At 73.5% G+C, this 22,164-nt stretch carries 19 protein-coding genes; 12 read left to right on the top strand and 7 right to left on the bottom strand.

Going from position 1 to position 22,164, the window contains the following annotated elements; translation table 11 throughout:
- Nucleotides 1-143: 143 nt before the first annotated feature.
- Together J2S58_RS08100 and J2S58_RS08095 are read left to right on the top strand one after the other, a co-directional pair.
- Complete coding sequence (locus J2S58_RS08100; RefSeq protein WP_205255829.1) at nucleotides 144-509, top strand: histone-like nucleoid-structuring protein Lsr2; 366 nt, start codon at nucleotides 144-146, stop codon at nucleotides 507-509.
- Nucleotides 510-804: 295 nt separating this feature from the next.
- Entirely contained in the window at nucleotides 805-3,330 is a 2,526-nt protein-coding gene (locus tag J2S58_RS08095) for an ATP-dependent Clp protease ATP-binding subunit (RefSeq protein WP_205255830.1), read from the top strand.
- A gap of 126 nt (nucleotides 3,331-3,456) precedes the next feature.
- Here J2S58_RS08095 and J2S58_RS08090 read toward each other — a convergent pair whose 3' ends face one another.
- Together J2S58_RS08090 and J2S58_RS08085 are read right to left on the bottom strand one after the other, a co-directional pair.
- A complete protein-coding gene (locus tag J2S58_RS08090; RefSeq protein WP_306827620.1) occupies nucleotides 3,457-4,347 on the bottom strand; it encodes an HhH-GPD family protein in 891 nt (296 codons plus the stop codon).
- A 56-nt stretch (nucleotides 4,348-4,403) separates the two neighbouring features.
- Nucleotides 4,404-4,994, bottom strand: coding sequence for a beta-class carbonic anhydrase (locus tag J2S58_RS08085; RefSeq protein ID WP_205255831.1), 591 nt, complete (start codon nucleotides 4,992-4,994; stop codon nucleotides 4,404-4,406).
- 62 nt (nucleotides 4,995-5,056) lie between these two features.
- Here J2S58_RS08085 and J2S58_RS08080 point away from each other — a divergent pair, with 62 nt between their 5' ends.
- Complete coding sequence (locus tag J2S58_RS08080; protein ID WP_420833835.1) at nucleotides 5,057-5,992, top strand: hypothetical protein; 936 nt, start codon at nucleotides 5,057-5,059, stop codon at nucleotides 5,990-5,992.
- Nucleotides 5,993-6,205: 213 nt separating this feature from the next.
- Here the strand turns inward: J2S58_RS08080 and disA are convergent, their stop codons facing one another.
- Complete coding sequence (disA, locus tag J2S58_RS08075; RefSeq protein ID WP_205255833.1) at nucleotides 6,206-7,297, bottom strand: DNA integrity scanning diadenylate cyclase DisA; 1,092 nt, start codon at nucleotides 7,295-7,297, stop codon at nucleotides 6,206-6,208.
- A gap of 181 nt (nucleotides 7,298-7,478) precedes the next feature.
- Nucleotides 7,479-8,909 carry a DNA repair protein RadA gene (radA, locus tag J2S58_RS08070; RefSeq protein ID WP_205255834.1) on the bottom strand — a complete coding sequence of 477 codons (1,431 nt, stop codon included), beginning with the start codon at nucleotides 8,907-8,909 and terminating at the stop codon, nucleotides 7,479-7,481.
- A gap of 376 nt (nucleotides 8,910-9,285) precedes the next feature.
- On the opposite strand from radA, the gene J2S58_RS08065 reads away from it, so the two are divergent.
- A complete protein-coding gene (locus tag J2S58_RS08065) occupies nucleotides 9,286-10,821 on the top strand; it encodes a reverse transcriptase family protein (RefSeq protein ID WP_205255835.1) in 1,536 nt (511 codons plus the stop codon).
- A gap of 27 nt (nucleotides 10,822-10,848) precedes the next feature.
- Here J2S58_RS08065 and J2S58_RS08060 read toward each other — a convergent pair whose 3' ends face one another.
- Nucleotides 10,849-11,502, bottom strand: a complete 654-nt coding sequence (locus tag J2S58_RS08060) for a copper chaperone PCu(A)C (RefSeq protein ID WP_205255836.1) — start codon at nucleotides 11,500-11,502, stop codon at nucleotides 10,849-10,851.
- A gap of 374 nt (nucleotides 11,503-11,876) precedes the next feature.
- Here J2S58_RS08060 and J2S58_RS08055 point away from each other — a divergent pair, with 374 nt between their 5' ends.
- Nucleotides 11,877-12,359, top strand: coding sequence for a CarD family transcriptional regulator (locus J2S58_RS08055; RefSeq protein ID WP_205255837.1), 483 nt, complete (start codon nucleotides 11,877-11,879; stop codon nucleotides 12,357-12,359).
- A gap of 2 nt (nucleotides 12,360-12,361) precedes the next feature.
- Complete coding sequence (ispF, locus tag J2S58_RS08050) at nucleotides 12,362-13,597, top strand: 2-C-methyl-D-erythritol 2,4-cyclodiphosphate synthase (RefSeq protein WP_306827614.1); 1,236 nt, start codon at nucleotides 12,362-12,364, stop codon at nucleotides 13,595-13,597.
- Here ispF and J2S58_RS08045 read toward each other — a convergent pair.
- Nucleotides 13,584-14,780 (bottom strand): MFS transporter, encoded by a 1,197-nt coding sequence (locus J2S58_RS08045; protein ID WP_205255838.1) that lies wholly within the window; start codon nucleotides 14,778-14,780, stop codon nucleotides 13,584-13,586. The two genes, ispF and J2S58_RS08045, sit on opposite strands and share 14 nt — an antisense overlap.
- A gap of 91 nt (nucleotides 14,781-14,871) precedes the next feature.
- On the opposite strand from J2S58_RS08045, the gene proC reads away from it, so the two are divergent.
- The 5 genes from proC to J2S58_RS08020 all read left to right on the top strand — a co-directional run bounded on the left by proC (nucleotide 14,872) and on the right by J2S58_RS08020 (nucleotide 18,761).
- Nucleotides 14,872-15,687: a pyrroline-5-carboxylate reductase gene (proC, locus tag J2S58_RS08040; protein WP_205255839.1), complete on the top strand. Its 816-nt coding sequence runs from the start codon at nucleotides 14,872-14,874 to the stop codon at nucleotides 15,685-15,687.
- A gap of 364 nt (nucleotides 15,688-16,051) precedes the next feature.
- Nucleotides 16,052-16,237, top strand: coding sequence for a helix-turn-helix domain-containing protein (locus J2S58_RS19190; protein WP_344470042.1), 186 nt, complete (start codon nucleotides 16,052-16,054; stop codon nucleotides 16,235-16,237).
- A 233-nt stretch (nucleotides 16,238-16,470) separates the two neighbouring features.
- Entirely contained in the window at nucleotides 16,471-16,572 is a 102-nt protein-coding gene (locus tag J2S58_RS08030) for a 30S ribosomal protein bS22 (protein WP_015746237.1), read from the top strand.
- A gap of 102 nt (nucleotides 16,573-16,674) precedes the next feature.
- Nucleotides 16,675-17,814, top strand: a complete 1,140-nt coding sequence (locus J2S58_RS08025; RefSeq protein ID WP_205255841.1) for an NAD-dependent epimerase/dehydratase family protein — start codon at nucleotides 16,675-16,677, stop codon at nucleotides 17,812-17,814.
- Nucleotides 17,811-18,761 (top strand): lysophospholipid acyltransferase family protein, encoded by a 951-nt coding sequence (locus J2S58_RS08020; protein ID WP_344469980.1) that lies wholly within the window; start codon nucleotides 17,811-17,813, stop codon nucleotides 18,759-18,761. The genes J2S58_RS08025 and J2S58_RS08020 overlap by 4 nt, the downstream gene beginning before the upstream one ends.
- A 31-nt stretch (nucleotides 18,762-18,792) precedes the next feature.
- Here the strand turns inward: J2S58_RS08020 and J2S58_RS08015 are convergent, their stop codons facing one another.
- Nucleotides 18,793-19,779 (bottom strand): HAD family hydrolase, encoded by a 987-nt coding sequence (locus J2S58_RS08015; protein WP_205255842.1) that lies wholly within the window; start codon nucleotides 19,777-19,779, stop codon nucleotides 18,793-18,795.
- Nucleotides 19,780-20,005: 226 nt separating this feature from the next.
- On the opposite strand from J2S58_RS08015, the gene J2S58_RS08010 reads away from it, so the two are divergent.
- Entirely contained in the window at nucleotides 20,006-22,102 is a 2,097-nt protein-coding gene (locus J2S58_RS08010) for an AMP-binding protein (protein WP_205255843.1), read from the top strand.
- Nucleotides 22,103-22,164: the final 62 nt, after the last annotated feature.

Raw genomic sequence — 22,164 nt, 5'->3', positions numbered from 1 at the left:
CGAAATGATGTCGATGTGTGGCGGCGTGCGCACGGCGCCCGTGACCCGTCGATCCTGCGGTTATCATCGGCTCGCCGCGGAATCACTGCGCCAACGACCTCCAAGAATTCCACGGCCGGGAAGGCCGTAGGAGAGGAATTGCTATGGCGACCATGACCACCGTCTCCCTCGTCGACGATCTCGACGGGACCGACGCCGACGAGTCGGTCTCCTTCGGTCTGGACGGCACCGCCTACGAGATCGACCTCAACGACGCCAACGCCCAGCGTCTGCGCGAGGCGCTCGGCGTCTACGTCGAGCACGCCCGTCGGGTCGACGGCCGCCGTGCCGCCGCCCCCCGGGCCCGCGCCCGCGCCGCCCGCGGCGGATCGGCCAAGCCGGCCCGGACCGCCCCGGACCGCGAGCAGACCGCCGCCATCCGCGAGTGGGCCCGGTCCAACGGCCACGAGGTGTCCGAGCGTGGCCGGCTGTCCGCAGCCGTCATCGAGGCGTACCAGGCCGCTCACTGAGCTCACCGACCGCATCGTGGACGTCGGCGGGCGGGCCTGTTCGCCGTCGGCGTAGCCGGGGTCGTGGCGGAACGCCTCGCGCTCGGGCAGCGTTGAAGGACACGGCGGCACAGTGCGCAGTGCCGTCGGAACCACCGGCACCACACCTGTGGACCAGCGGCCCAGACCGGGCCGCCGGACTACAGTCCAGGACATCGGCGCGCGGCGGGGAGACCATCCCCACCGGGCGCCGTCGGATTCAGTCCGTGCATCGTCCGCCGTCTCATCTCTGCGCGCACGCCCGTAAGGAGTGCACATGTTCGAACGGTTCACCGACCGAGCACGGCGGGTGGTCGTCCTGGCCCAGGAAGAGGCCCGGATGCTCAACCACAACTACATCGGGACCGAGCACATCCTGCTCGGCCTGATCCACGAGGGCGAGGGTGTCGCCGCCAAGGCCCTCGAGTCGCTCGGTATCGCGTTGGAAGGGGTGCGCGCCCAGGTCGAGGAGATCATCGGCCAGGGCCAGCAGTCCCCGTCCGGCCACATCCCCTTCACCCCCCGGGCCAAGAAGGTCCTCGAGCTCAGCCTCCGCGAGGCGCTGCAGCTCGGTCACAACTACATCGGCACCGAGCACATCCTGCTCGGGCTCATCCGCGAGGGCGAGGGCGTCGCCGCCCAGGTCCTGGTGAAGCTGGGCGCCGATCTCAACCGGGTCCGCCAGCAGGTCCTGCAGCTGCTGTCCGGCTACCAGGGCAAGGAGACCGCCGCCGCCGAGGGCGGGCGCTCCGAGGGCACCCCGTCGACCTCGCTGGTCCTGGACCAGTTCGGCCGCAACCTGACCCAGTCCGCCCGCGAGGGCAAGCTCGACCCGGTCATCGGGCGCGAGAAGGAGATCGAGCGGGTCATGCAGGTGCTGTCCCGCCGCACCAAGAACAACCCGGTGCTGATCGGCGAGCCCGGCGTCGGCAAGACCGCGGTGGTCGAGGGCCTGGCCCAGGCGATCATCCGCGGCGACGTCCCGCAGACCCTGAAGGACAAGCACCTCTACACCCTCGACCTCGGTTCGCTGGTCGCCGGCTCCCGCTACCGCGGTGACTTCGAGGAGCGCCTGAAGAAGGTGCTCAAGGAGATCCGCACCCGCGGCGACATCATCATGTTCATCGACGAGATCCACACCCTGGTGGGTGCGGGTGCCGCCGAGGGCGCGATCGACGCCGCCTCGATCCTCAAGCCGATGCTGGCCCGTGGCGAGCTGCAGACCATCGGTGCGACCACCCTCGACGAGTACCGCAAGTACGTCGAGAAGGACGCAGCGCTCGAGCGGCGCTTCCAGCCCATCCAGGTCGGCGAGCCCTCGGTGGCGCACACCATCGAGATCCTCAAGGGCCTGCGGGACCGCTACGAGGCGCACCACCGCATCACCATCACCGACGACGCGCTGGTCGCCGCGGCCACCCTGGCCGACCGGTACATCAGCGACCGCTTCCTCCCGGACAAGGCGATCGACCTGATCGACGAGGCCGGCGCCCGGATGCGCATCCGTCGGATGACCGCGCCGCCGGACCTCCGCGAGTTCGAGGACAAGCTGGCCGTCGTGCGTCGCGACAAGGAGTCGGCCATCGACTCCCAGGACTTCGAGAAGGCCGCTGCCCTCCGCGACAACGAGAAGCAGCTGCTGACCAAGAAGGCCGAGCGCGAGAAGGCCTGGAAGGACGGCGATCTCGACGTCGTCAGCGAGGTCGACGACGAGCAGATCGCCGAGGTGCTGGGCAACTGGACCGGCATCCCCGTGGTCAAGCTGACCGAGGCCGAGACGACCCGCCTGCTGCGCATGGAGGACGCGCTGCACAAGCGGATCATCGGCCAGGAGCCGGCCGTCAAGGCGGTCTCGCAGGCGATCCGCCGGACCCGTGCGGGTCTGAAGGACCCGAAGCGTCCGTCGGGCTCGTTCATCTTCGCGGGGCCCTCGGGCGTCGGGAAGACCGAGCTGACCAAGGCGCTGGCCGAGTTCCTCTTCGGTGACGAGGACGCACTCATCCAGGTCGACATGGGCGAGTTCCACGACCGCTACACCGCCTCGCGGCTCTTCGGTGCCCCTCCCGGGTACGTGGGCTACGAGGAGGGCGGCCAGCTGACCGAGAAGGTTCGCCGGAAGCCTTTCTCGGTGATCCTCTTCGACGAGATCGAGAAGGCCCACCAGGACATCTACAACACGCTGCTGCAGGTGTTGGAGGACGGCCGGCTGACCGACGGCCAGGGCCGCACGGTCGACTTCAAGAACACGGTGATCGTGTTCACCTCCAACCTGGGCACCTCCGACATCTCCAAGGCTGTCGGCATGGGCTTCTCCCAGGGGACGACGGAGTCGAATTACGACCGCATGAAGGCCAAGGTCAACGACGAGCTCAAGCGCCACTTCCGGCCCGAGTTCCTCAACCGCATCGACGACGTCGTCGTGTTCCACCAGCTCACCAGCGTCGAGATCCACCAGATGGTCGACCTCATGCTGAAGCGGGTCGAAGGTGCGCTGAAGAACAAGGACATGGGCATCGAGGTGACCGACGCGGCCAAGACGCTGCTCGGCGAGCGTGGCTTCGATCCGGTGCTGGGTGCGCGGCCGCTGCGTCGCACCATCCAGCGGGAGATCGAGGACAAGCTGTCCGAGAAGATCCTGTTCGACGAGGTCCGCGCCGGCCAGATCATCGTGGTCGACGTCGAGGGAGAGGGCGCGGAGCAGCAGTTCACCTTCCGCGGCGTCCCCCGGGAGGAGCTGGTGCCCGAGACGGTGCCGGCCGGCCTCACGATCGAGACCGACGGGATCAATCTCGAGAAGGAGTGACCCTCCAGCTCTGACGTCGATCGCGCGCACCACCGGAACGGCCCGTCCCCTCGCGGGGGCGGGCCGTTCCTGCGTTCCCGTCCCGCCCGGACCAGCGAGTCCCGTTCGGTGCGAGAACTGTCGGGGTCAGCGGGGGAGGGTGATCCGGCCGGAGCCGTCGGGGACGGCCAGGCCGTCGACGATCAACGAGTCCAGGCAGCGACGCCACTGGACGGGGTCGGGCCACAGGGTGGCGAGATCGTCCTCGCTCACCGACTCGCCGCCGGCGCGCAGGGCACCCACGATCAACCCCCGCACCTGGCGGTCCGTCCCGGCGAACCCCTGCGCCTTGCGACGGACCGTCGGCGGTGGCCGGCCCGCGGCCCACCAGGCACAGTCCGGCCGGACCGGGCATCCGTCGCAACCGGGGGAGCGGCTGGTGCACACCAGGGCACCGAACTCCATGACCGCCACCGACAGGACCGCCGCGACCGCTGCGTCCTGCGGCAACAGCGCGGCCATCTCCCGACGGTCCGCCGCGGTCGCGCTCGCCTGCGTGTCGACCCCCCGGACCACCCGGGACAGCACCCGCAGGACATTGGTGTCGACCACCGGCTCCCGGCGACCGAAGGCGAACGCCGCGACGGCCCGGGCGGTGTACTCCCCGACCCCGGGCAACGAGAGCAACTCCTCGACCGTGTCCGGGACGACCCCGCCGAACCGCTGCACCAGGGCGGTCGCCGCGGCGTGCAACCGCAGCGCGCGACGCGGGTATCCGAGCCGGCCCCACGCCCGGACGGCGTCGCCGGGGGCGTCGGCCGCGAGATCGGCGGGCGTGGGCCATCGGGCGACCCACTCGAGATAGACCGGCAGCACCCGCGCGACCGGGGTCTGCTGCAGCATGACCTCGCTGATCAGCACGGGCCAGCCGCCGACACCCGGTGCGCGCCAGGGGAGATCACGGCGGTGATCGGCGTAGAACTGCAGCAGGTCGTCCACCGGGAACACCGTGCCCGGTGCGCCCCCCGGTGGGGTCACGGTCGTGCGGTGCGCCGGACCGGTCGGCGCGGTGCTTCGACCGGGTCCCGGTCCGGTCAGTGCTGATCCGCGGACGCGGACCCGCCGACCGGAGCGGGCGTCGCGCCCGCGACGTCGTCGCCCGGCTGGACGGTCGGCGGTGAGATGCCGTCGTCGTCGGCGAAGACCTCCTCGAGCAGGCCGGACTCCACGTCGAAGATGAACCCGCGGACCCCGTCACGATGAGCCAGGAAGCGGGAGTCGCGGATGCGGCGCAGCGATTCGCGGACGGAGTCGTGCGGGTCCTTGAACGCCTGCACCGACCAGGTCGGGCGGTACCCGGCGAACTGCGCCAGGTGTGCGCGGAAGGAGTCCTCCTCGAGCCGGGCCAGGCCGCAGTCGGTGTGATGGATGACCATGATCTCGCGTGTCCCCAGCGCGTGCTGGGAGATGGCCAGCGACCGGATGACGTCGTCGGTCACCACCCCGCCGGCGTTCCGCATCAGGTGGGCCTCGCCGGGCTGCAGGCGAAAGGCCGCGTGCGCGTCCACCCGCGCGTCCATGCACATGACCACGGCGACCCCGAGCGTCGGCTTCGGGCCCATGAAGCCCGGGTGCGACAGGGCGGTGGTGTGGTTGCGGCGCAACAGTTCTTCGATGGCGGTCACAGGGGTCCCCTCGGCGTTGCAACCCGGTTCGACGTCAGCCGCAGACTACCGTCGCCCGAGTGATGCACCCCGTCGGCCCCCTCTCGCCCACGGTGTACTGGCTTCGCCGGATCCTGGCCATCGGCGCCGCGGTCGTCGTGCTGATCGGCGTCGTCTGGTTCCTCGCGGCGCGCAGCTCCCGTTCCTCCGGTGAGGATCCGTCCACCGCCACCGCCGCCGCGGTCGGGTCCGCCGCCCCGACCTTCACCGGGGTCCTGGCCAGCACGAGCACCCCGCCGCCCACCTCGACGCCGCCCGCCACCCCGACGACCGACCCGGCCGCGGCGAGCACCACCCCGAGCAGCGAGGTGCCCACCAGCCCGGCCGCACCGACGACCGCCGCGCCGAGCACCCCCGAGGCCGCGCCCGCGTCCACCGAGCCGGCGCCGCCGCCCGCCGAGAGCCCCGCCCCGGCGGAGACCCCGGCCCCGGTGGAGACACCCGCCCCGGCTCCGGCCGAGACGCCCGCCGCGCCCCCGGCCGGCGAAGGCTCGATCGGCCCGGCCCCGGCCGAACCGGCGCCGGCCCCCGCGCCGGAGCCCGCTCCCAGCTACGACGCCCAGGGCCGGTTGATCTGCGCGGACAGCGCGATCGCCGTCACCGCCGGCACCGATCAGGCCCAGCTGGCCACGGGCCAGCAGGCGAACCTCAGCATGGTCATCACCAACACCGGTACCCAGGCCTGCCAGCGGGACGTGTCCGGCACGCTGCAGGTCTTCACCGTGCTGGGCGCCGACGGCAGTCGCCAGTGGTCCACCGCCGACTGCTTCCCGGGCGAGGGCACCGAGGTGCGCACCCTCGAGCCCGGCCAGCAGGTCCGGTACACCGTCAAGTGGTCGGGGACGACCTCCGCACCGGGCTGCGTCGGGGACCGGGTGCCCCTGGCCCCGGGTGCCTACACGGTGGTCGCCGCGCTCGGCGGTCTGAGCAGCGGCCCCGCCGGCTTCATCGTCGGCTGAGCCGGATCCAGCTCGCAGCAGCGGATGCCGGCCGGCGCCGAGCGGGCCGCTGACGTCGGTAGGCGAGGCCGGTCGACACCGGACCCCGGCAGTGCCGGCGATACCGTTCGCGCCCCGGTCGGTCGACGGGGCCGAGCCGGATCAGAGGGCCGAGCCGGATCAGAGGGCCGAGCCGGATGAGAGGGCCGAGCCGGGTCAGAAGGCCGAGCCGGATCAGAAGGCCGAGCCGTACCGGTCCACGATCGAGGACTCCGCCAGCCGGGACAAGCCCTCCCGGACCCCGCGGGCGCGGGTCTCACCCACGCCGTCGACCGCCTGCAGGTCGGCCGCGGTGGCGGCCAGCAGACCCTGCAGGTTGCCGAAGTGGCTGATGAGCCGGTCGAGGATGGCCGGCGGCAGGCGGGGGATCCCGGACAGGAGTCGGTACCCGCGGGTGCTGACGCCGGTGTCCAGGGCGTCCGCCGCGGTCGAGGAGTAGCCGACCGCCCGGGCCAGCGCGTTCAGGTCGAGCAGATCGGTGTCGTCCATCCCCTCGAGGGTCCGGGCGCTCTGCTCCACCGCCTCGGCGGTCGGGTCCTCGGGGAGGTAGTCGCGGATGAGCATCTCGCGCATGCCCTGCGTGCCGTTGAGCAGTTCCTCCAGCTGCAGTGCCAGCAGGCGGCCGTCCGTGCCGAGTTCGACCACGTCACTGGTCAGCTCCTCGGCGATGCGCCCCACCATGAGCAGTCGTTGCAGCACCGTCATGGCGTCCCGCAGGGTGGAGAAGTCCTCGATCTCCACCGCGGACAGGCCGCGGGCGACCTCGTCGAGCCGGGCCCGGTAGCGCTGCAGGGTGGCCAGGGCCTGGTTGGCCCGCCCCTGGATGGTCGGCGGATCGGCGACGACGTGACGCCGCCCGGCGAAGTACAGGCTGATGATCGACATGGAGTGGCTGACCGAGATGACCGGGTGACCGGTCTGCAGGGCCGTCCGTTCCGCGGTGCGGTGCCGGGTGCCGGATTCGACGGTGGGGATCGTCGCGTCGGGCATGAGCTGCACGTTGGCCCGCAGGATGCGGGTTGCGTCCTCGTTCAGGACGACCGCCCCGTCCATCTTGGACAGCTCCCGCAGTCGCGTCGGGGAGAACTCGACGTCGAGCCGGAAGCCGCCGTCGCAGATGGCCTCCACCGTCCGGTCGAAGCCCAGGACGATCAACGCCCCGGTCCGTCCCCGCAGGATCCGCTCCAGCCCGTCGCGGAGTTCGGTCCCGGGCGCGACGCGCGCGACCACCTCGCGCTGCGCGGCGACGGCCGCCCGTTCATCCACCCCTGGAACCCCCTTCGAGCCGGTCGGGGCCAGTCTAAAGTCGCCCGCCACCCGCCCGGACCAGGCAGGGCCGTTCCCGGGCCACCGGTCGACGACCCACCCGACGGCGGGATCACGCCCGCCCCCGTCGTGATCGGACCGGGCTGTTCGCCCCCCGACGGATCACCGCCGTCCGGTGGGATCAGCTGCCCCGCTTCTTCAGCCAGCGCACCACACCGTCGTCGTTGCCCATGCACCGGAAGGCCTGACCGAGATCGGCGACCTGGTCCACCCGCATCCCGGCCGGGACGGCCAGATCGGCGGTGACCGGGACGATCGCATGGGTGAACCCGAGCCGGCGGGCCTCCACCAGCCGCCGGGGGAGCCCGGTGACCGGCCGGACCTCGGCGGACAGGCCGAGCTCACCGAGCACCACCAGGGACCCGTGCAGGGCGATGTCCCGCGCGGAGGACCACAGGGCCAGGGCCAGGGCGAGGTCCGCGGCCGGCTCGACCATCCGAGCCCCGCCGACCGTCGCGGCGAGCACTTCCTTGCCGGCCAGGCTGACCCCGCCCCACCGCTGCAGGATGGCCAGCACCATCGTCATCCGGGACATGTCCAGCCCGGAGACGGTCCGCCTGGCGTGCTCGCCGGACGACTCCGTCACCAGGGCCTGCAGCTCCACGGGCAGCGCCCGGCGGCCCTCCAGGGCAATGGTGGCGCAGGTTCCGGGGACGGCGCTGCGCCGACCGGACAGGAACAGACCGGACGGATCGCTGAGACCGACGATCCCGTCGTGCACCATCTGGAAGCAGCCGACCTCGTCGGACGGGCCGAAGCGGTTCTTCACCCCGCGGATGAGCCGCAGGCTGGAGTGCCGGTCGCCCTCGAAGTGCAGGACCACGTCGACCAGGTGCTCCAGCACGCGCGGCCCGGCGATGGCCCCGTCCTTCGTGACGTGCCCGACGAGCACCGTCGCCACGCCCCGCTCCTTGGCCACCGCAGTGATCGCGGCGGCCACCGCGCGCACCTGGGTGACCCCGCCCGCGGTGCCCTCGGCCTCGGCGCTGGCGATGGTCTGGATCGAGTCGAGGATCAGCAGGGTGGGGGAGACGGCGTCGAGATGACCGAGCACGGCGGACAACTCGCTCTCCGCGGCCAGGTACACCTGCGGATGCAGGGCGCCCATCCGGTCCGCCCGCAGCCTGATCTGGGCCGCGGACTCCTCGCCGCTGACGATGAGTACGGCGCCCTGGCCGCCGGCCGCCCAGGCGGCCGCCGCCGACAGCAGCAGCGTCGACTTGCCGACACCGGGTTCACCGGCCAGCAGCACGACACCACCGGGCACCAGGCCGCCACCGAGCACCCGGTCGAGCTCGGCCAGCCCGCTCGGCCGGGCCCGCACCGAGTCCGCCGGGACCTGGGCGATGGGCACCGCCGGTGCACTCACCGGGCCGGCGGTGACGCGGCGCAGGCTCGCCTTCGGTGCGCCCACCTCGAGCAGCGTGCCCCAGGCCTGGCACTCCGGGCAGCGGCCGTGCCACTTGGCCGCGGCGTTGCCGCACTCGGAGCACTGGTAGGCCGGGCGGGCCGGCTTGGCCGCGGAGCGGGACGAGGGCGGGGCGGAAGGCATGGCGTCACGGTAGGCCCGACCCCCGACAGTCACCCCCGAACACGCGTACGACTCGCCCGCGTCGCCGGGCGGCACGCGGACCACCGCCCCGGGGCACCGCCCCGTCTCGCCCGGGAACGATCACCCGCGGTGTGGCAGGCTGGCCCGCGAACGGGACGAGCGCACGAGAACGTCCGAGTCCCCGGGTCCGCCCGGGGCCGGGACTCTCCGGGGTACCCCCGGGGTCGAGCAGGTCAGCTCCACCAGCACGCCGCAGGCAGGCGCATGGCGCTCCGCGCCAGGACCTGCCCGCACAGCGACACCGGTCGTGCGTCTCGTCCCGTCGACATGCGTTCACGACCGAGCGAAGCGCGGACGGGCTCCGGGGGGAGAGGCGATGGCCGGCCGTTCGTTCCCTCGTCCGCACGCCCGCCCCGCGCTGGTCGCCGCAGCGTCCGACGCCCTGCTGGCCGGTCCGTGGACCGCCGCCGCCATGCTCGCGCGGCTGGCGGAGAGCATCGACCCGGTCGGACCGTGGGGTGCGGACCTGGTCGGGGCCGTCCTCGCCGCGCATCCGTTCCCGCCGGCCGACGCCCCACGGGAGTTCATGGTGTTCATCGACCTGGCGCTGCCGCCGGACGTGGGAGTGACGACGTGGCAGTCGGTTCTCGTGCCCGCGGGGGAGCCGACCGGAGCAGGACACCGCGCGGACGAGCAGGACGAGGACGAGCAGGACGAGGACGACGGGGAGGACGACGACGAGGAGGACGACGAGGAGGACGGCGGAGGTGCGTTCACGGGTGCCTGGCCCGCCCTGTTCGAGCCGGTGCCCGGCCCGGTCGTGGTCCGCCGCCTCGCCGCCTCCACCGCGATGGGCCCACGCCGCTGGCCGGTCCCGGCGGTGGACTACATCGCTGCTCTCGCCTCTCGTCTCGCCCTCACGACGGGCGAACTGCTGTGGTTCGCCGACACCCGGGGTTTCCAGCGCCGGGACACCCGGTCGGAGCTGAGGCACTACCGGTTCGCCTGGGTGGAGCGGCCCGGCCGGGTACCGCGGTTGCTGGAGGCTCCGCGGCCGCGGCTGCGCAGCATCCAGCGGCGGATCCTGGACGGGCTGCTGGCGCCGCTGCCGATGCATCCGGCGGCCCACGGCGTCACCGGGCGGTCGGCGATCACCGGCGCCCGGGTGCACGAGGACGCCGCCGTGGTCCTGACGATGGATCTGGAGTCGTTCTTCTCGGCGGTGACGGCGGGGCGGGTGTACGGGGTGCTCCGGTCGGCGGGGTATCCGGAGCCGGTGGCCCACCTGCTGGCCGGGGTGTGCACCCTGCGCACTCCGGTGGACGTACGACGGCGCATGCCGACCGGTGCGGCCGCGACGACGTCCGCGGCCTGGCGACTCGGCCGCCGGTTGGACGTCCCCCACCTCCCGCAGGGGTCACCGACCTCACCCGCGCTGGCCAACCTGGTCGCGTTCACCTTGGACCGGCGGCTGACGGACTACGCAGCGCGCGCCGGCTGGCGTTACACGCGGTACGCGGACGACCTGACGTTCTCCCTTCCGGGAGGCGGCACCGGCGGAGCCCGCGCCGGGCGGGCCGCGCTCCGGCTGGCCGAGGCCGTGACCGGGATGGTCGCTTCGGCGGGTTTCCGGGTGAACGAGGCCAAGACCCGGATCCGCGGAGCGCACCAGCGGCAGCTGGTCACGGGTCTGGTGGTGAACGCATCCGCAGCGGTACCCCGCACGGAGTACGACCGGCTGCGGGCGGTGCTCCACCGGTGCGGGACGGACGGACCGGCCGCTCAGGCCGACGACCACCTTCGCTTCCGGGAGCACCTGCAGGGCCGGATCGCGTACGTCGCCGCGTCCCACCCGGGACGCGGGGCGCGCCTGCTGGCTGCGTTCGACGCCATCACCTGGCCCGACGACTGAACCCGGAAACGTCCGGGCTCCGGGCGATCAGCCCTCGGAGCCCTGCTCCGGGACGGCGCCACCGGTCGGCACGGCGGCGGTCGAGGTGGAGTCCATGTGCCCCTCGGTGCCGCCCTCCTCGCCGTGGCTCTCCTCTTCCCACAGGGGGACGGGATGAGCCGGGAGGATCTCGACCGTCGGCCGGTCGGTGGAGCGCTCGGTCGGGACCTCGACGGGGACCTGGACCGTCATCGACCCGGCGTTCTCGAAGGTGAAGGTGACCGGGATGGACTGCCCGAAGAAGACGTCCCGGTTCAGGTCCTCCAGGGCGATCTGCACGCCGGTGTCGGTGGCCATGTCCACGAGGGTCTGCGGCGGGACCTCGGCGGTGCCGTCGATGGTGGCGGACCCGGCGACGGAGGAGCTGACCGAGGTCAGGGTGTCGGCGTTCAGGCCGATGTTGGACACGTAGAGCAGCACCCGGGCGTCGGAACCGGCCGGGTAGCCGTTGGTCCGCTCGGGCTCGGCCAGCAGCACGTTGCGGATGCTGATCGAACCGGTGTCGGCGTTGGCGCCGTCGATGGCGGCGACCTGCTGCGCGGTCTGCGAGATCTGGCCGGCGGCACAGCCGCTCAGGGCCAGGGCGGCCGCGGCGGCGACGCCGGGCAGGAGGAAGCGCGAGGGTCGGGTGCTGCGGAACACGACGGTCCCCTTCTCTCGGCGTTCGGCCGGTCCGTGCGAAATGCGGCGGTGCCCACCCGGAGGGAGGGTGCGACGGCGCCGACTGCGGCGACGACCCGGGGGGACAGGTCCCAGGTTAGCCGCCGGGCGACCCCGGTGGCGCGACGGGCGCACCGGGCGTGCGACCGCTCGGGGGCCGGGGCGGGCGGCGCGGTCGGTGCGCTCGCCCCGACGGGGCCACCCCCGTGCCGCCGGGCCGGGCGGAATGACTCACCTGCTCGATGCACGATCGTTCACCGTTGTCAAGTGTTCGACCTGCTCTGACCTGCGAGAACACCGGGAAAGCCCAAGTAAAGTCGTGTTAAGATGGGGCCAGCGAAAGGGGCTGCGAAATCATGGTTTTCAAGGTCGGCGAAACTGTTGTGTACCCCCACCACGGGGCGGCGCTCATCCAGGCCACCGAGACCCGGATCGTCAAGGGTGTCGAAAAGCTCTATCTCGTCCTCAAGGTCGCCCAGGGCGACCTCACCGTGAAGGTCCCCGCCGACAACGCCGAATTCGTGGGGGTTCGTGACGTGGTCGACCGCACCGGGCTGGACAAGGTCTTCGAGGTGCTCCGGGCCCCGCACACCGAGGAGCCCACCAACTGGAGCCGTCGCTACAAGGCCAATCTCGAGAAGCTGGCCTCCGGCGACGTGAACAAGGTGGCCGAGGTCGTCCGCGACCTGTGGCGTCGCGATCGCGAACGCGGTCTGTCCGCCGGCGAGAAGCGGATGCTGGCCAAGGCCCGGCAGATCCTGGTCTCCGAGCTGGCCCTGGCCGAGGGCACCAACGAGGACAAGGCCGAGCTGATCCTGAACGAGGTCCTGGCTTCCTGATCGTGGGTACCGCTCCGCTGCACGTCGGGCCCGGGCGGGTCCTGGCCGTCGTCCCCGCCGCCGGCAGCGGCGACCGGCTGGGTCTCGGCGTCCCGAAGGCGTTCGTCGAGATCGGCGGGGACTCCCTGCTCGTCCACGCTGTCCGGCGACTGCTCGCCGCCGGCGTGGACCACGTCGTCGCGGCCGTGCCGTCGGCCGACCTGGACACCGCCCGGCTGGCGCTGGGAGCGGTCACCGGGGGATCGGTCGAGGTGGTCGTGGGCGGGGCCGACCGCGTCGCCTCCGTGCTGGCCGGCCTGCTCGCCCACTGGCCGATCGGCGGGACGCCCGCCGATCCGGTGCCGACCGACGTCGTGCTCGTGCACGACGCCGCCCGGGCCTTCCAGCCCGAGGTCGTCATCCGCGCCGTCATCGCCGCTGTCCGGTCCGGGGCCCCCGCGGTCATCCCGGTCCTGCCCGTCGTCGACACCATCCGCACCGTGTCTCCGGACGGCGCGTGCGAGCAGGTGGTCGACCGGGCGAACCTGCGCATCGTGCAGACCCCGCAGGGCTTCCGCCCCGACATCCTGCTCGCCGCCCACGGGCACCCCGGGTACGCGGTGGCCGGACCCGGGCCGCTCGTCGCCGTCACCGACGACGCCGCGCTGGTCGAGGCGTCCGGGGTGCGCGTGCACACCGTCCCCGGGGACCGGGACGGTCTCAAGATCACCACCCCGGCCGATCTGCAGGAGGCCCGCAGGATGACCGGTTCCACCCCCGCCGCACCCCGGGTCGGCACCGGTACCGACGTGCACCCCGTCGAGGCCGGGCGGGACTGTCACGTCGCCGGCCTGTTCTTCCCCGACGTGGACGGCTGCTCCGGGCATTCCGACGGGGACGTCGCTGCCCACGCGATGTGCGACGCCCTGCTCTCCGCCGCGGGCCTGGGCGATCTCGGCACCGTGTTCGGCACCTCGGACCCGCGATGGGCGGGTGCGTCGGGTGCCGAGCTGCTGACCGAGGTCCGCCGGCGGGTGGAGGCCGCGGGCTACCGGATCGGCAACGTCGCGGTCCAGGTGCTGGCCAACACGCCCCGTCTCTCACCCCGGCGCGTCGAGGCGGAGGCGGTCCTGACGGCCGTCCTCGGCGCCCCGGTGTCCGTCGCCGGGACGACGACCGACGGACTGGGGCTGACCGGTCGCGGTGAGGGTCGGGCGGCCACCGCCACCGCCCTGCTGATGCCGGTCACCGCCGGCTGAGCGCGTCCTCGATGTACCGGGGGCGGGTCGCGGACAGGCCCAGGACGGCCTGCGCGACGGCGACCACGAGCAGGGCCAGCAACGGCACGGTCCAGTCGCCGGTCGCGTCGTGCAGCGCGCCGAACCCGACGGGCCCCGCCGACGCCAGCAGATAGCCGACGCTCTGGGTGAAGGCCGACAGGGAGAGCGCCCCCGCGGTGGTCCGCGCCCGCAAGGCGATCAGGGTCAGCACGAGCGGGAAGACCCCGGTGCCGACCCCGATCAGCGTGGCCAGCAGCCAGATCGGGCCGACCTGGAGGATCAGCCCACCGAATCCGAGCACGTAGCCCGCCGACAGGGCGAGCACCAGCAGGCCGGGACGGCGGGCCCGACCCAGGATCAGCGGCACGATCGCGGCGACGGGCAGACCGACCGCCGTGGCCAGGGTGACCTGCAGACCGGCCGCCGTGGTCGACAGACCGCGGTCGACGGCGATGGACGGCAGCCAGCCGAAGGTGACGTAGGCGATGAGCGCCTGGGTGCCGAAGAACCCGGCCAGCACCCACGCCATCGAGGTCCGGGCGAGACGCCCGAGTCCGATGCGTTCCGGGGTGTCCGCCCGTTCCTTCTCGGTCGGCACGTGCGCGACCGCCAGCCACGGGACCATCGCCACCGCCGCGGTGGCGGCCCACAGGGCCAGCCCGGTCCGCCAGCCGCCGCCCACCGCGTCGCCGAACGGCAGGGTCACCGCCGCCGAGAGCGCCGCGCCGAGGGTGAGCGCCACGGTGTAGGCGGCCGTCATCCCGGCGATCCGGTCGGGGAACGACTTGCGCACCAACCCCGGGATCAGCACGTTGGCCACCGCGATGCCGGTGAGGGCGATCAGCGAGCCGCCGAACAGCGCCGGCAGGCCTGGGACGAGCGAGCGGAGCACCTGGCCGACGATCATCGCGGCGAGAGCGGCGACGACGGTGCGCTCGGCGCCGAACCGTTCGGCGACCCGCGGGGCGCTCAGGCCGAGCACGGCGAACGCCACGGTCGGCAGGGACAGCAGCAGGCCGCTGCCGGTGCCGCTCAGGCCGACATCGGGCTGCAGGACGGGGATGACGGCACCGACCGCGTTGACCGCGGGCCGCAGGTTCAGGGCCAGCAGGACGACGCCGGCGCCGACCAGCAGACGGGTCCGGGCGGGGGACAGGGGCACCCGTGGACAGTAGAGCCCCGGCCGGTCGTCACCCTCGTCCCGGCCGGGTGGCGGAACGGGTGCGTCCCGGCACCGTGGGACGCTGTCGGCCATGACGACGATTGCGATCCTGGGCGCCGGCAAGATCGGCGAGGCGTTGCTGGCCGGCCTGCTCAAGGCCGGCCGCCGACCGGCCGATGTGCTGTTCACCGAGCGCTACCCGCAGCGGGTCGTCGAACTGACCGAGCAGTACGGGGTCCGCGGGGTGGAGAACGACGAGGCCGCCGCCCTGGCGGACGTGCTCGTGGTCGCGGTCAAGCCGCAGGACATCGAGCCCCTGCTGGACGCCCTGGCCCCGGTCGTCCGGCCCGGGACCCTGGTGGTGTCGCTGGCCGCCGGGCTGCCGACCTCGCTGTACGAACGCCGGTTGCCCGCCGGCACCGCGGTGGTCCGGGTGATGCCGAACACCCCGATGCTGGTGGGTGAGGCGATGAGTGCGATCTCGGCCGGGAGTCACGCCACGGCCGAGCATCTGGCTCTCGTCGAGGAGATGCTGGCCTCGGTCGGGAAGGTCGTCCGGGTCCCGGAGAGCCAGCAGGACGCGGTCACCGCGCTGTCCGGGTCCGGGCCGGCCTACTTCTTCTTCCTCGTCGAGGCGATGATCGACGCCGGGATCCTGCTCGGGCTGCCGCGGGGGGTCTCCACCGACCTGATCATCCAGTCCGCCGTCGGGGCCGCCCTGATGCTCCGGGACTCCGGCGATCATCCGGTGCTGCTCCGCGAGGCGGTCACCTCGCCCGGGGGGACCACCATCGCGGCCATCCGGGAGCTGGAGAACCACGGCGTGCGGGCCGCCCTGCTGGCCGCGATCGAGGCCGCGGCGCTGCGGTCGGCCCAGCTCGGTCGGGCGCACGAGCCGTCGGCGTGACCGGCTCCCGACCGACCGGGCAGGGGTGTCCGTTTCGTCCGTCCACGCAGGTCGTGGGGTCGTCCGTCCCCTCGGTCGTCCCGAACGGGGTGTGAGGATCGCATGAACGGGGCATCGCTTCCGTCCCATCCGTACCGCTAGAGTTCATCCAGCACGCGGAGGTCGGCGGAGGGGAAGCCATCGGCCCGGTCCGTGCCCGGAGAGGCTGTGCACGATGAAGCAACCGGAACCACCCAGCGACCCGACGGAGCGTTCGGGGGTCACGTCGCCCGAACCCGGGCTGCGCGCCGCCCCCGGCCCCGGCAAGGTCACCCGACCCGCGCCCCGGCCGGCGGTCCGCGCCGAGGCCGTCCCGCGGGACGCGCTGCTGTCCGAGATCCGATTCCTGACCGTCGCCGAGGTGGCCGCGGTGATGCGGGTGTCCCGGATGACCGTCTACCGGATGGTCCATTCCGAGGAACTGCCGGCCGTGCGCGTGGGCCGTTCGTTCCGGGTGCCGGAGCACGCCGTCCACGAGTACCTGCGCACCGCCTTCAACGACGTCGGCTGACCGGCCGCCCGCGTTCCGTCCCCGGCCGGGCGTCCCGGTTCGCGGCGCGACGGGGTGGGTCGGCCGGACGGTACGATGACCCGAGTTCCATCCTGTCCGGCGTGTCCGGGCGCCCCGCGGTCCTGTCGCGGGTGTGCCGGTGTGTCCGGCGGGTGGAGGTCCACGAGAAGGCCGCTCCGGTCGTCTCCCGTTCCCGTCGGCACTCCCGGCGGCATGGTCATTGAGGGTGTGGCATGGGTTCTGTCATCAAGAAGCGGCGCAAGCGGATGGCCAAGAAGAAGCACCGCAAGCTGCTGCGCAAGACCCGTGTGGCCCGTCGCAAGGCCGGCAAGTAGTTCTCCAGCGGGGATGAGCGCTGGAACGGGTGGGTCCGCGAACGACGGCGGCCCACCCGTTTCGCGTTCCCGGGTGTGCGATGTGCGCGGAGAGGGGCGGGGATGAGCGGCCGGATCGTCCTGGTCACCGGGGTGACGCGGTACATCGGCAGCGCCCTGGCCGGGCTGCTGGCGGCGCACCCCGATGTCGAACGGGTCATCGGGGTGGACGCGGCCCTGCCCGAGCCGGCCGCCCGCGCCCGGATGGCCGGGGCCGAGTTCGCCCGGGTGGACATCCGCAACCCGCTCATCTCCCGGGTCATCGACGCGGCCGGGGTGGACACGGTCGTGCACGCCTCGGCCTCGGCTGCGCCGTTGTCCTCCGCGGCCCGCACGATGGCCAAGGAGATGAACGTCCTGGGCACCATGCAGCTGCTCGCCGCCTGCCAGCGGGCGGACAGCGTCGCCCACCTGGTGGTCCGCTCGACGGCCGCCGTCTACGGCTCGTCCCCCCGGGATCCGGCCGTCTTCTGCGAGGACGTGGTGCCGCGCGGCGTGCCCACCAAGGGTCCGGCCCGGGACGCGGTCGACATCGAGGGATACGTGCGGGGTTTCGGCCGCCGCCGGCCCGATGTGCGGGTCGCCGTCCCCCGGTTCGCCGAGATCATCGGGCCCACCGTGCAGACACCCGCCACCCGGTACCTGAGCCTGAGCCCGATCGTGCCCACCCTGTTGGGTCGGGACGCCCGCCTGCAGCTCGTCCACGAGACCGACGCGGTGGCCGTCATGCAGCATCTCGCGCTCGGTGACTTCGCCGGCATCGTGAACGTGGCCGGCTCGGGTGTGCTGACGCTGACCCAGGCCGTCCATCGGGCGGGCCGGGTGCCCCTGCCGCTGCCGTCGGGATCCCTCGGGATCATCGGTCGCCTGGCGGCGCTGGCCGGGGTGCGTGGGTTCGCGCCCGAACAGCTGCGGGCGCTGTCCTCCGGGCGGGTGCTGGACACCCGCCGGCTCACCGGGGTGGCCGGCTTCCGCCCCGCGTTCACCACGGCAGGCGCGTTCGACGACTTCGTCGCCGGTCTGAGCCCCGCCCTGTCCGCCGAGCAGGTCCGCGCCGCCCAGGACAAGGTCGCCGCCCTCCTCGGCGTCCGCAGCGACCCCGGGCCGGCCACGGCCGACGCAGCCGACGCAGCCGCCCGCCCCACGCTGATCGGCATCCCGGGCGACGCACCCGGCGCGCCCCGCCGCCGGAGGACCCGATGACCCCTCACGACCCGTCAGCGCCCGGATCGCCAACGCCTGGATCCCCACCGCCCGGGGCCTCCGTGCCGCCGGTCGGCGCCGTTCCCGAGACGTCGTCGGGGGAGACCGGATGGAAGCGGTCGCTGGCCGGGGCACTGGCCTTCGCCCGCCGCCGGATCACCGGCGACTACCAGGTCGACGACTTCGGGTACGACCCCGACTTCACCGACACGGTGCTGCGGCCCCCGCTGCGCCTGCTGTACGAGAAGTGGTTCCGTGTGGAGACCGTCGGGATGGAGAACATCCCGGCCACCGGCGGGGCGCTGCTGGTGGCCAACCACTCCGGGACGATCGCCGTCGACGCGTTGATGGCCGCCGTCGCCGTCCACGACCACCATCCGCAGCACCGCCTGCTCCGGCTGCTCGGTGCGGACTTCGTGTTCGACACCCCCGTGCTCGGGCCCGTCGCCCGCAAGGGCGGGAACACGTTGGCCTGCAACGAGGACGCCGAACGGCTGCTGCTCGGCGGTGAGCTGGTCGCCGTGTTCCCGGAGGGGTTCAAGGGCGTCGGCAAGCCGTACTCGCAGCGCTACAAGCTGCAGCGGTTCGGCCGTGGCGGCTTCGTCAGCGCCGCGCTGCGCACCGGCGTGCCGATCATCCCGTGCTCGATCGTCGGGGCGGAGGAGACGTACCCGCTCCTGGGCAATCTCAAGCCGCTCGCCCGGGCCCTGGGCCTGCCGTACTTCCCGATCACCCCGACCTTCCCGCTGCTGGGTCCGCTGGGGGCCGTCCCGTTGCCGAGCAAGTGGATCATCGAATTCGGCGAGCCGATCGACACCAGCGGCTACGCGGAGGGGTCCGCCGACGACCCGATCGTCGTGTTCAACCTGACCGACCGCGTGCGGGAGACCATCCAGCAGTCGCTGTACCGCCTGCTGCTCCGCCGCGGACACCCGTTCCTGGGCTGATCGCCCGGCCCCCGGGTGGGTCGGCGACGGGTCAGAGCCGACGGATCCAGCGCCGGGTACCCGCCGGCAGCACGGCGATGATCCGGTTCAGCCGGCGCCGACGCAGGAAGGCCCGGACGGCGACGCCGAGCCCGCCGGCCAGCAGCAGGCCGGCCAGCGAGGGCACGCCGATCCGGGCGGCCTTGCGGCCGGTGCGGTAGTCCACGATCTGCCACTGCTGTTCCCGGGCGACGTCCCGCAGAGCCCCGTCGGGGTTGACGGCCACGGCGGTGCCGACCGCCGACAGCATCGGCACGTCGTTCACCGAGTCCGAGTACGCCGAGCACCGGCTCAGGTCCAGACCCTCCCGGGCGGCCAGCGCGCGGACCGCCGCGGCCTTGGCCTGGCCGTGCAGCATCTCGCCGACCAGCGCGCCGGTGTAGAGCCCGTCGGCGTCGACCGCCGCCACCGTGCCGAGCGCGCCGGTCAGTCCCAACCGGCGGGCGATGATCTGCGCCAGCTCGGTGGGTGTCGCCGTGACCAGCCAGACGCGCTGGCCGGCGGCCAGGTGCCGGCGGGCCAGGGCCAGCGTGCCGGGGTAGATCCGGTCGGCCATCAGCTCGTCGTAGATCTCCTCGCCGAGCTCGACGATCAACCCCATCCGGCGGCCCACCACGAACGACAACGCCTGCTCGCGGACCGTGGTCATGTCCAGCTGGTTCTCCCCGCCGACGCGGAAACGGACCTGCCGCACCGCGAAGCGCACGAGGTCGCCGGTGGTGAAGAACTTGCGGGCGGCCAGCCCGCGGGCGAAGTGGAAGACCGACGCGCCCTGCATCATCGTGTTGTCCACGTCGAAGAACGCGGCCGCGGTGAGATCCACGGGCGGCGGTGGGGCCTCCGCCCCGTGATCGGTGTCCGGGGCCACCCCGGTCAGCACGTCGGCGTGGTGCTCGGCCTCGTAGGTGGCCGCCGCGGACGCCTCGCCGGCCAGCTCGGCGCGCAGGGCCCGGGACCGCCGGAAGGGCACGCGGACCATCACCCACCCCCTCGCCGACTCCCGCGCGGCTCGTGGTCGACGACTGCGCAGCTCGAGATCACAGTACCGAGCGGAGTCGTGCGTGACGGTCGGTCGGCGCCGCGGGGCACGCGCCGGGGAGGCGGGTGGACGTCCGGTTGCGGCGCCCGGGTGATGCCCGGCGTCCCCACCCGGTGTCGGGGGGTCGTGACGACCGGCACCCGGCCCGGCGGGGAGAATGATCGCCGTGAACACCGACCCGCCCGTCAGTCGACCGGAGACCGCGTCCCGCCCGCCGCGGAACGTCGCCGATCTGGTGCGGTCGGCGGCCGTCCGGTTCGGTGACCGCCCCGCCCTGCTGTCCTCCGGCCCGGAGCGGACCTGGGCCCAGGTCGACGCCGCGGTGGACGCGGGGGTCGCGGACCTGGCCCGTTTCGGTCTGGGCGTCGGCGAGCGGGTGGTGGTGGCCCTGCCCAGCGGCCCCGACCTGGTCGTCACCCTCCTCGCGCTGGCCCGGGCCGGCCTGGTCGCCGTTCCCATCGGGCCGGACCGTCGGGATGTCGGGGCGGTCGCCGATCTGGTGGGTGCGGCCGCGGCCATCGCCCTGGACCGCGGTCACTGGCTGCCCATCGCCATCGACGCCCCGCGCGTCGCGCAGTGGTGGGACCGCACCCCGGCCGGTGGTGCGCCCACGGAGTCGACGCCCGCGGTCGCCGGCGGGGAGGACCTGGTCTGGTTGGCCCGGGCGGGCCGCGGGCCCCGCCCGGTGATGATCTCCCACCGGGCGATCCTGGCCGGTTCGGCCGCCGTCCCCGCCCTGCCCGGCCTGGCCCTGACCGGCGACGACCGGGTCCTGCAGCTGCTCCCGCTGCACCACCTGGCCGGCTGGGTGACCTCCTTCCTGCCGCTCACCGTGGTCGGGGGAGCGGCCGTGCACCCCGATCCGGTGCCGCCGACCGCCGCAGCCGATCCGCATCCGGCGCGGGGCCCGGCTCGCGCCGGGCTGGTCGCCATCGCCCGGCACCGGGCCACCGTGCTGCCCACCACCCCGGGCCTGTGCCACGAACTGCTGACCGCCCCCGGCGCCGCGCAGGCGCTGGCCTCGGTGCGGCTGATCACCTCGGCCACCGCCCCGCTGGCCCCGGCCGATGTGGCCCTGGCCCGCGAGGTGACCTCCCGGCCCGTCTGGGAGGGGTACGGGATCACCGAGTCGTGCGGGGTGGTGACGAGCACCCTGACCACCGCCGAACCCCGCCTGGGCTCGGTGGGTCGGGCCCTGCCCGGCGTCCAGGTCCGGATCGTCGGGCAGGACGGCCGGGACGTCGAACCCGCCCCCGGCCCACAGCCGTCGGACGACACCGACGACGGGGGCGGTCTGGACGACCCGTCGGCCGATCTGGGCTCGGACGGCGAGGTCGGCCGCATCGTGGTCCGCTCGCCCAGCCTGTTCTCCGGCTACTGGCCGGACGGCAAGGCGGGCCCGGGTGTCGACGGGTGGTTCGTCACCGGCGATCTCGGCTACCAGGACGAGACCGGCGAGCTGCGGCTGGTCGACCGGTTCGCCGAGACCATCAGCGTCTCGGGGTTCACCGTGTACCCGCGGGAGGTCGAGGACGTGCTGCGGGCCCACCCGCGGGTCGCGCAGGCCGCCGTCGTCGGGGTCCCGGGACCGGCCGGTCAGCAGGTCGTCGCCGTCTACACCGTCCGGCCCGCGCCGGGGACCGGGGAGGACGAGACCGCGGACCCGGCGGACGGGTCGGCGGGCGGGGACGGCGCGGCGGTGGACGGCGCGGACGGCGCGCCGGCCGTCACCGCGGGAGCCGAGCCGTCCGGCGAGGTCGCCGAGGTCGCCGAGGGAGCAGGGGCCACCGACCGCGCCGACGGCGCCCGGACGCAGGACCGGCCGTCGACGGCTGCCCCGTCGAAGGCTGTGACGTCGGAGGCTGTGACGTGGAAGGCTGCGACGTCGAAGGATGCGCCGCCCGCCGGTGCTCCGCTGACCGTGGCCGAGCTGAGGGCCCACGTGGAGGCCCATCTGGCCCAGTTCAAGTACCCCGCCGCGTACCAGCAGGTGCCGACGTTGCCGCGGACCGAGGTGGGCCGGATCGACCGGCCCGAGGTGGCGCGGGACTACGTCCGGACCTGGGGGCGGCACCGCCCGCCGCAGCTGACCGCCGTGCCGCCGTCCGGCGCGACTCCCGACGACGCCGGATCGCCCGACGACGCCGCGGTCGACGTCACCCCGGAGCAGGTCGGCGACATCACCCAGTTGGGCACCCGCCTGCCCGCCCCCGGCGACCGCCGGCACCGCGGGCGCCGGGACACCGACGACGACCTCTTCTGAGCGCCCTCCCACGCGCGGCGTGGATACTCGGAGGTCCGACAGTCGGTCATCCCGTCAACGAT

Origin of the sequence: Nakamurella flavida, from assembly GCF_030811475.1 — a bacterium.
GTDB classification, from domain to species: Bacteria; Actinomycetota; Actinomycetes; order Mycobacteriales; family Nakamurellaceae; genus Nakamurella; species Nakamurella flavida.
The sequence above is the reverse complement of the archived record's forward strand: the minus strand, read 5'-3'. Positions and strand labels throughout refer to the sequence as shown.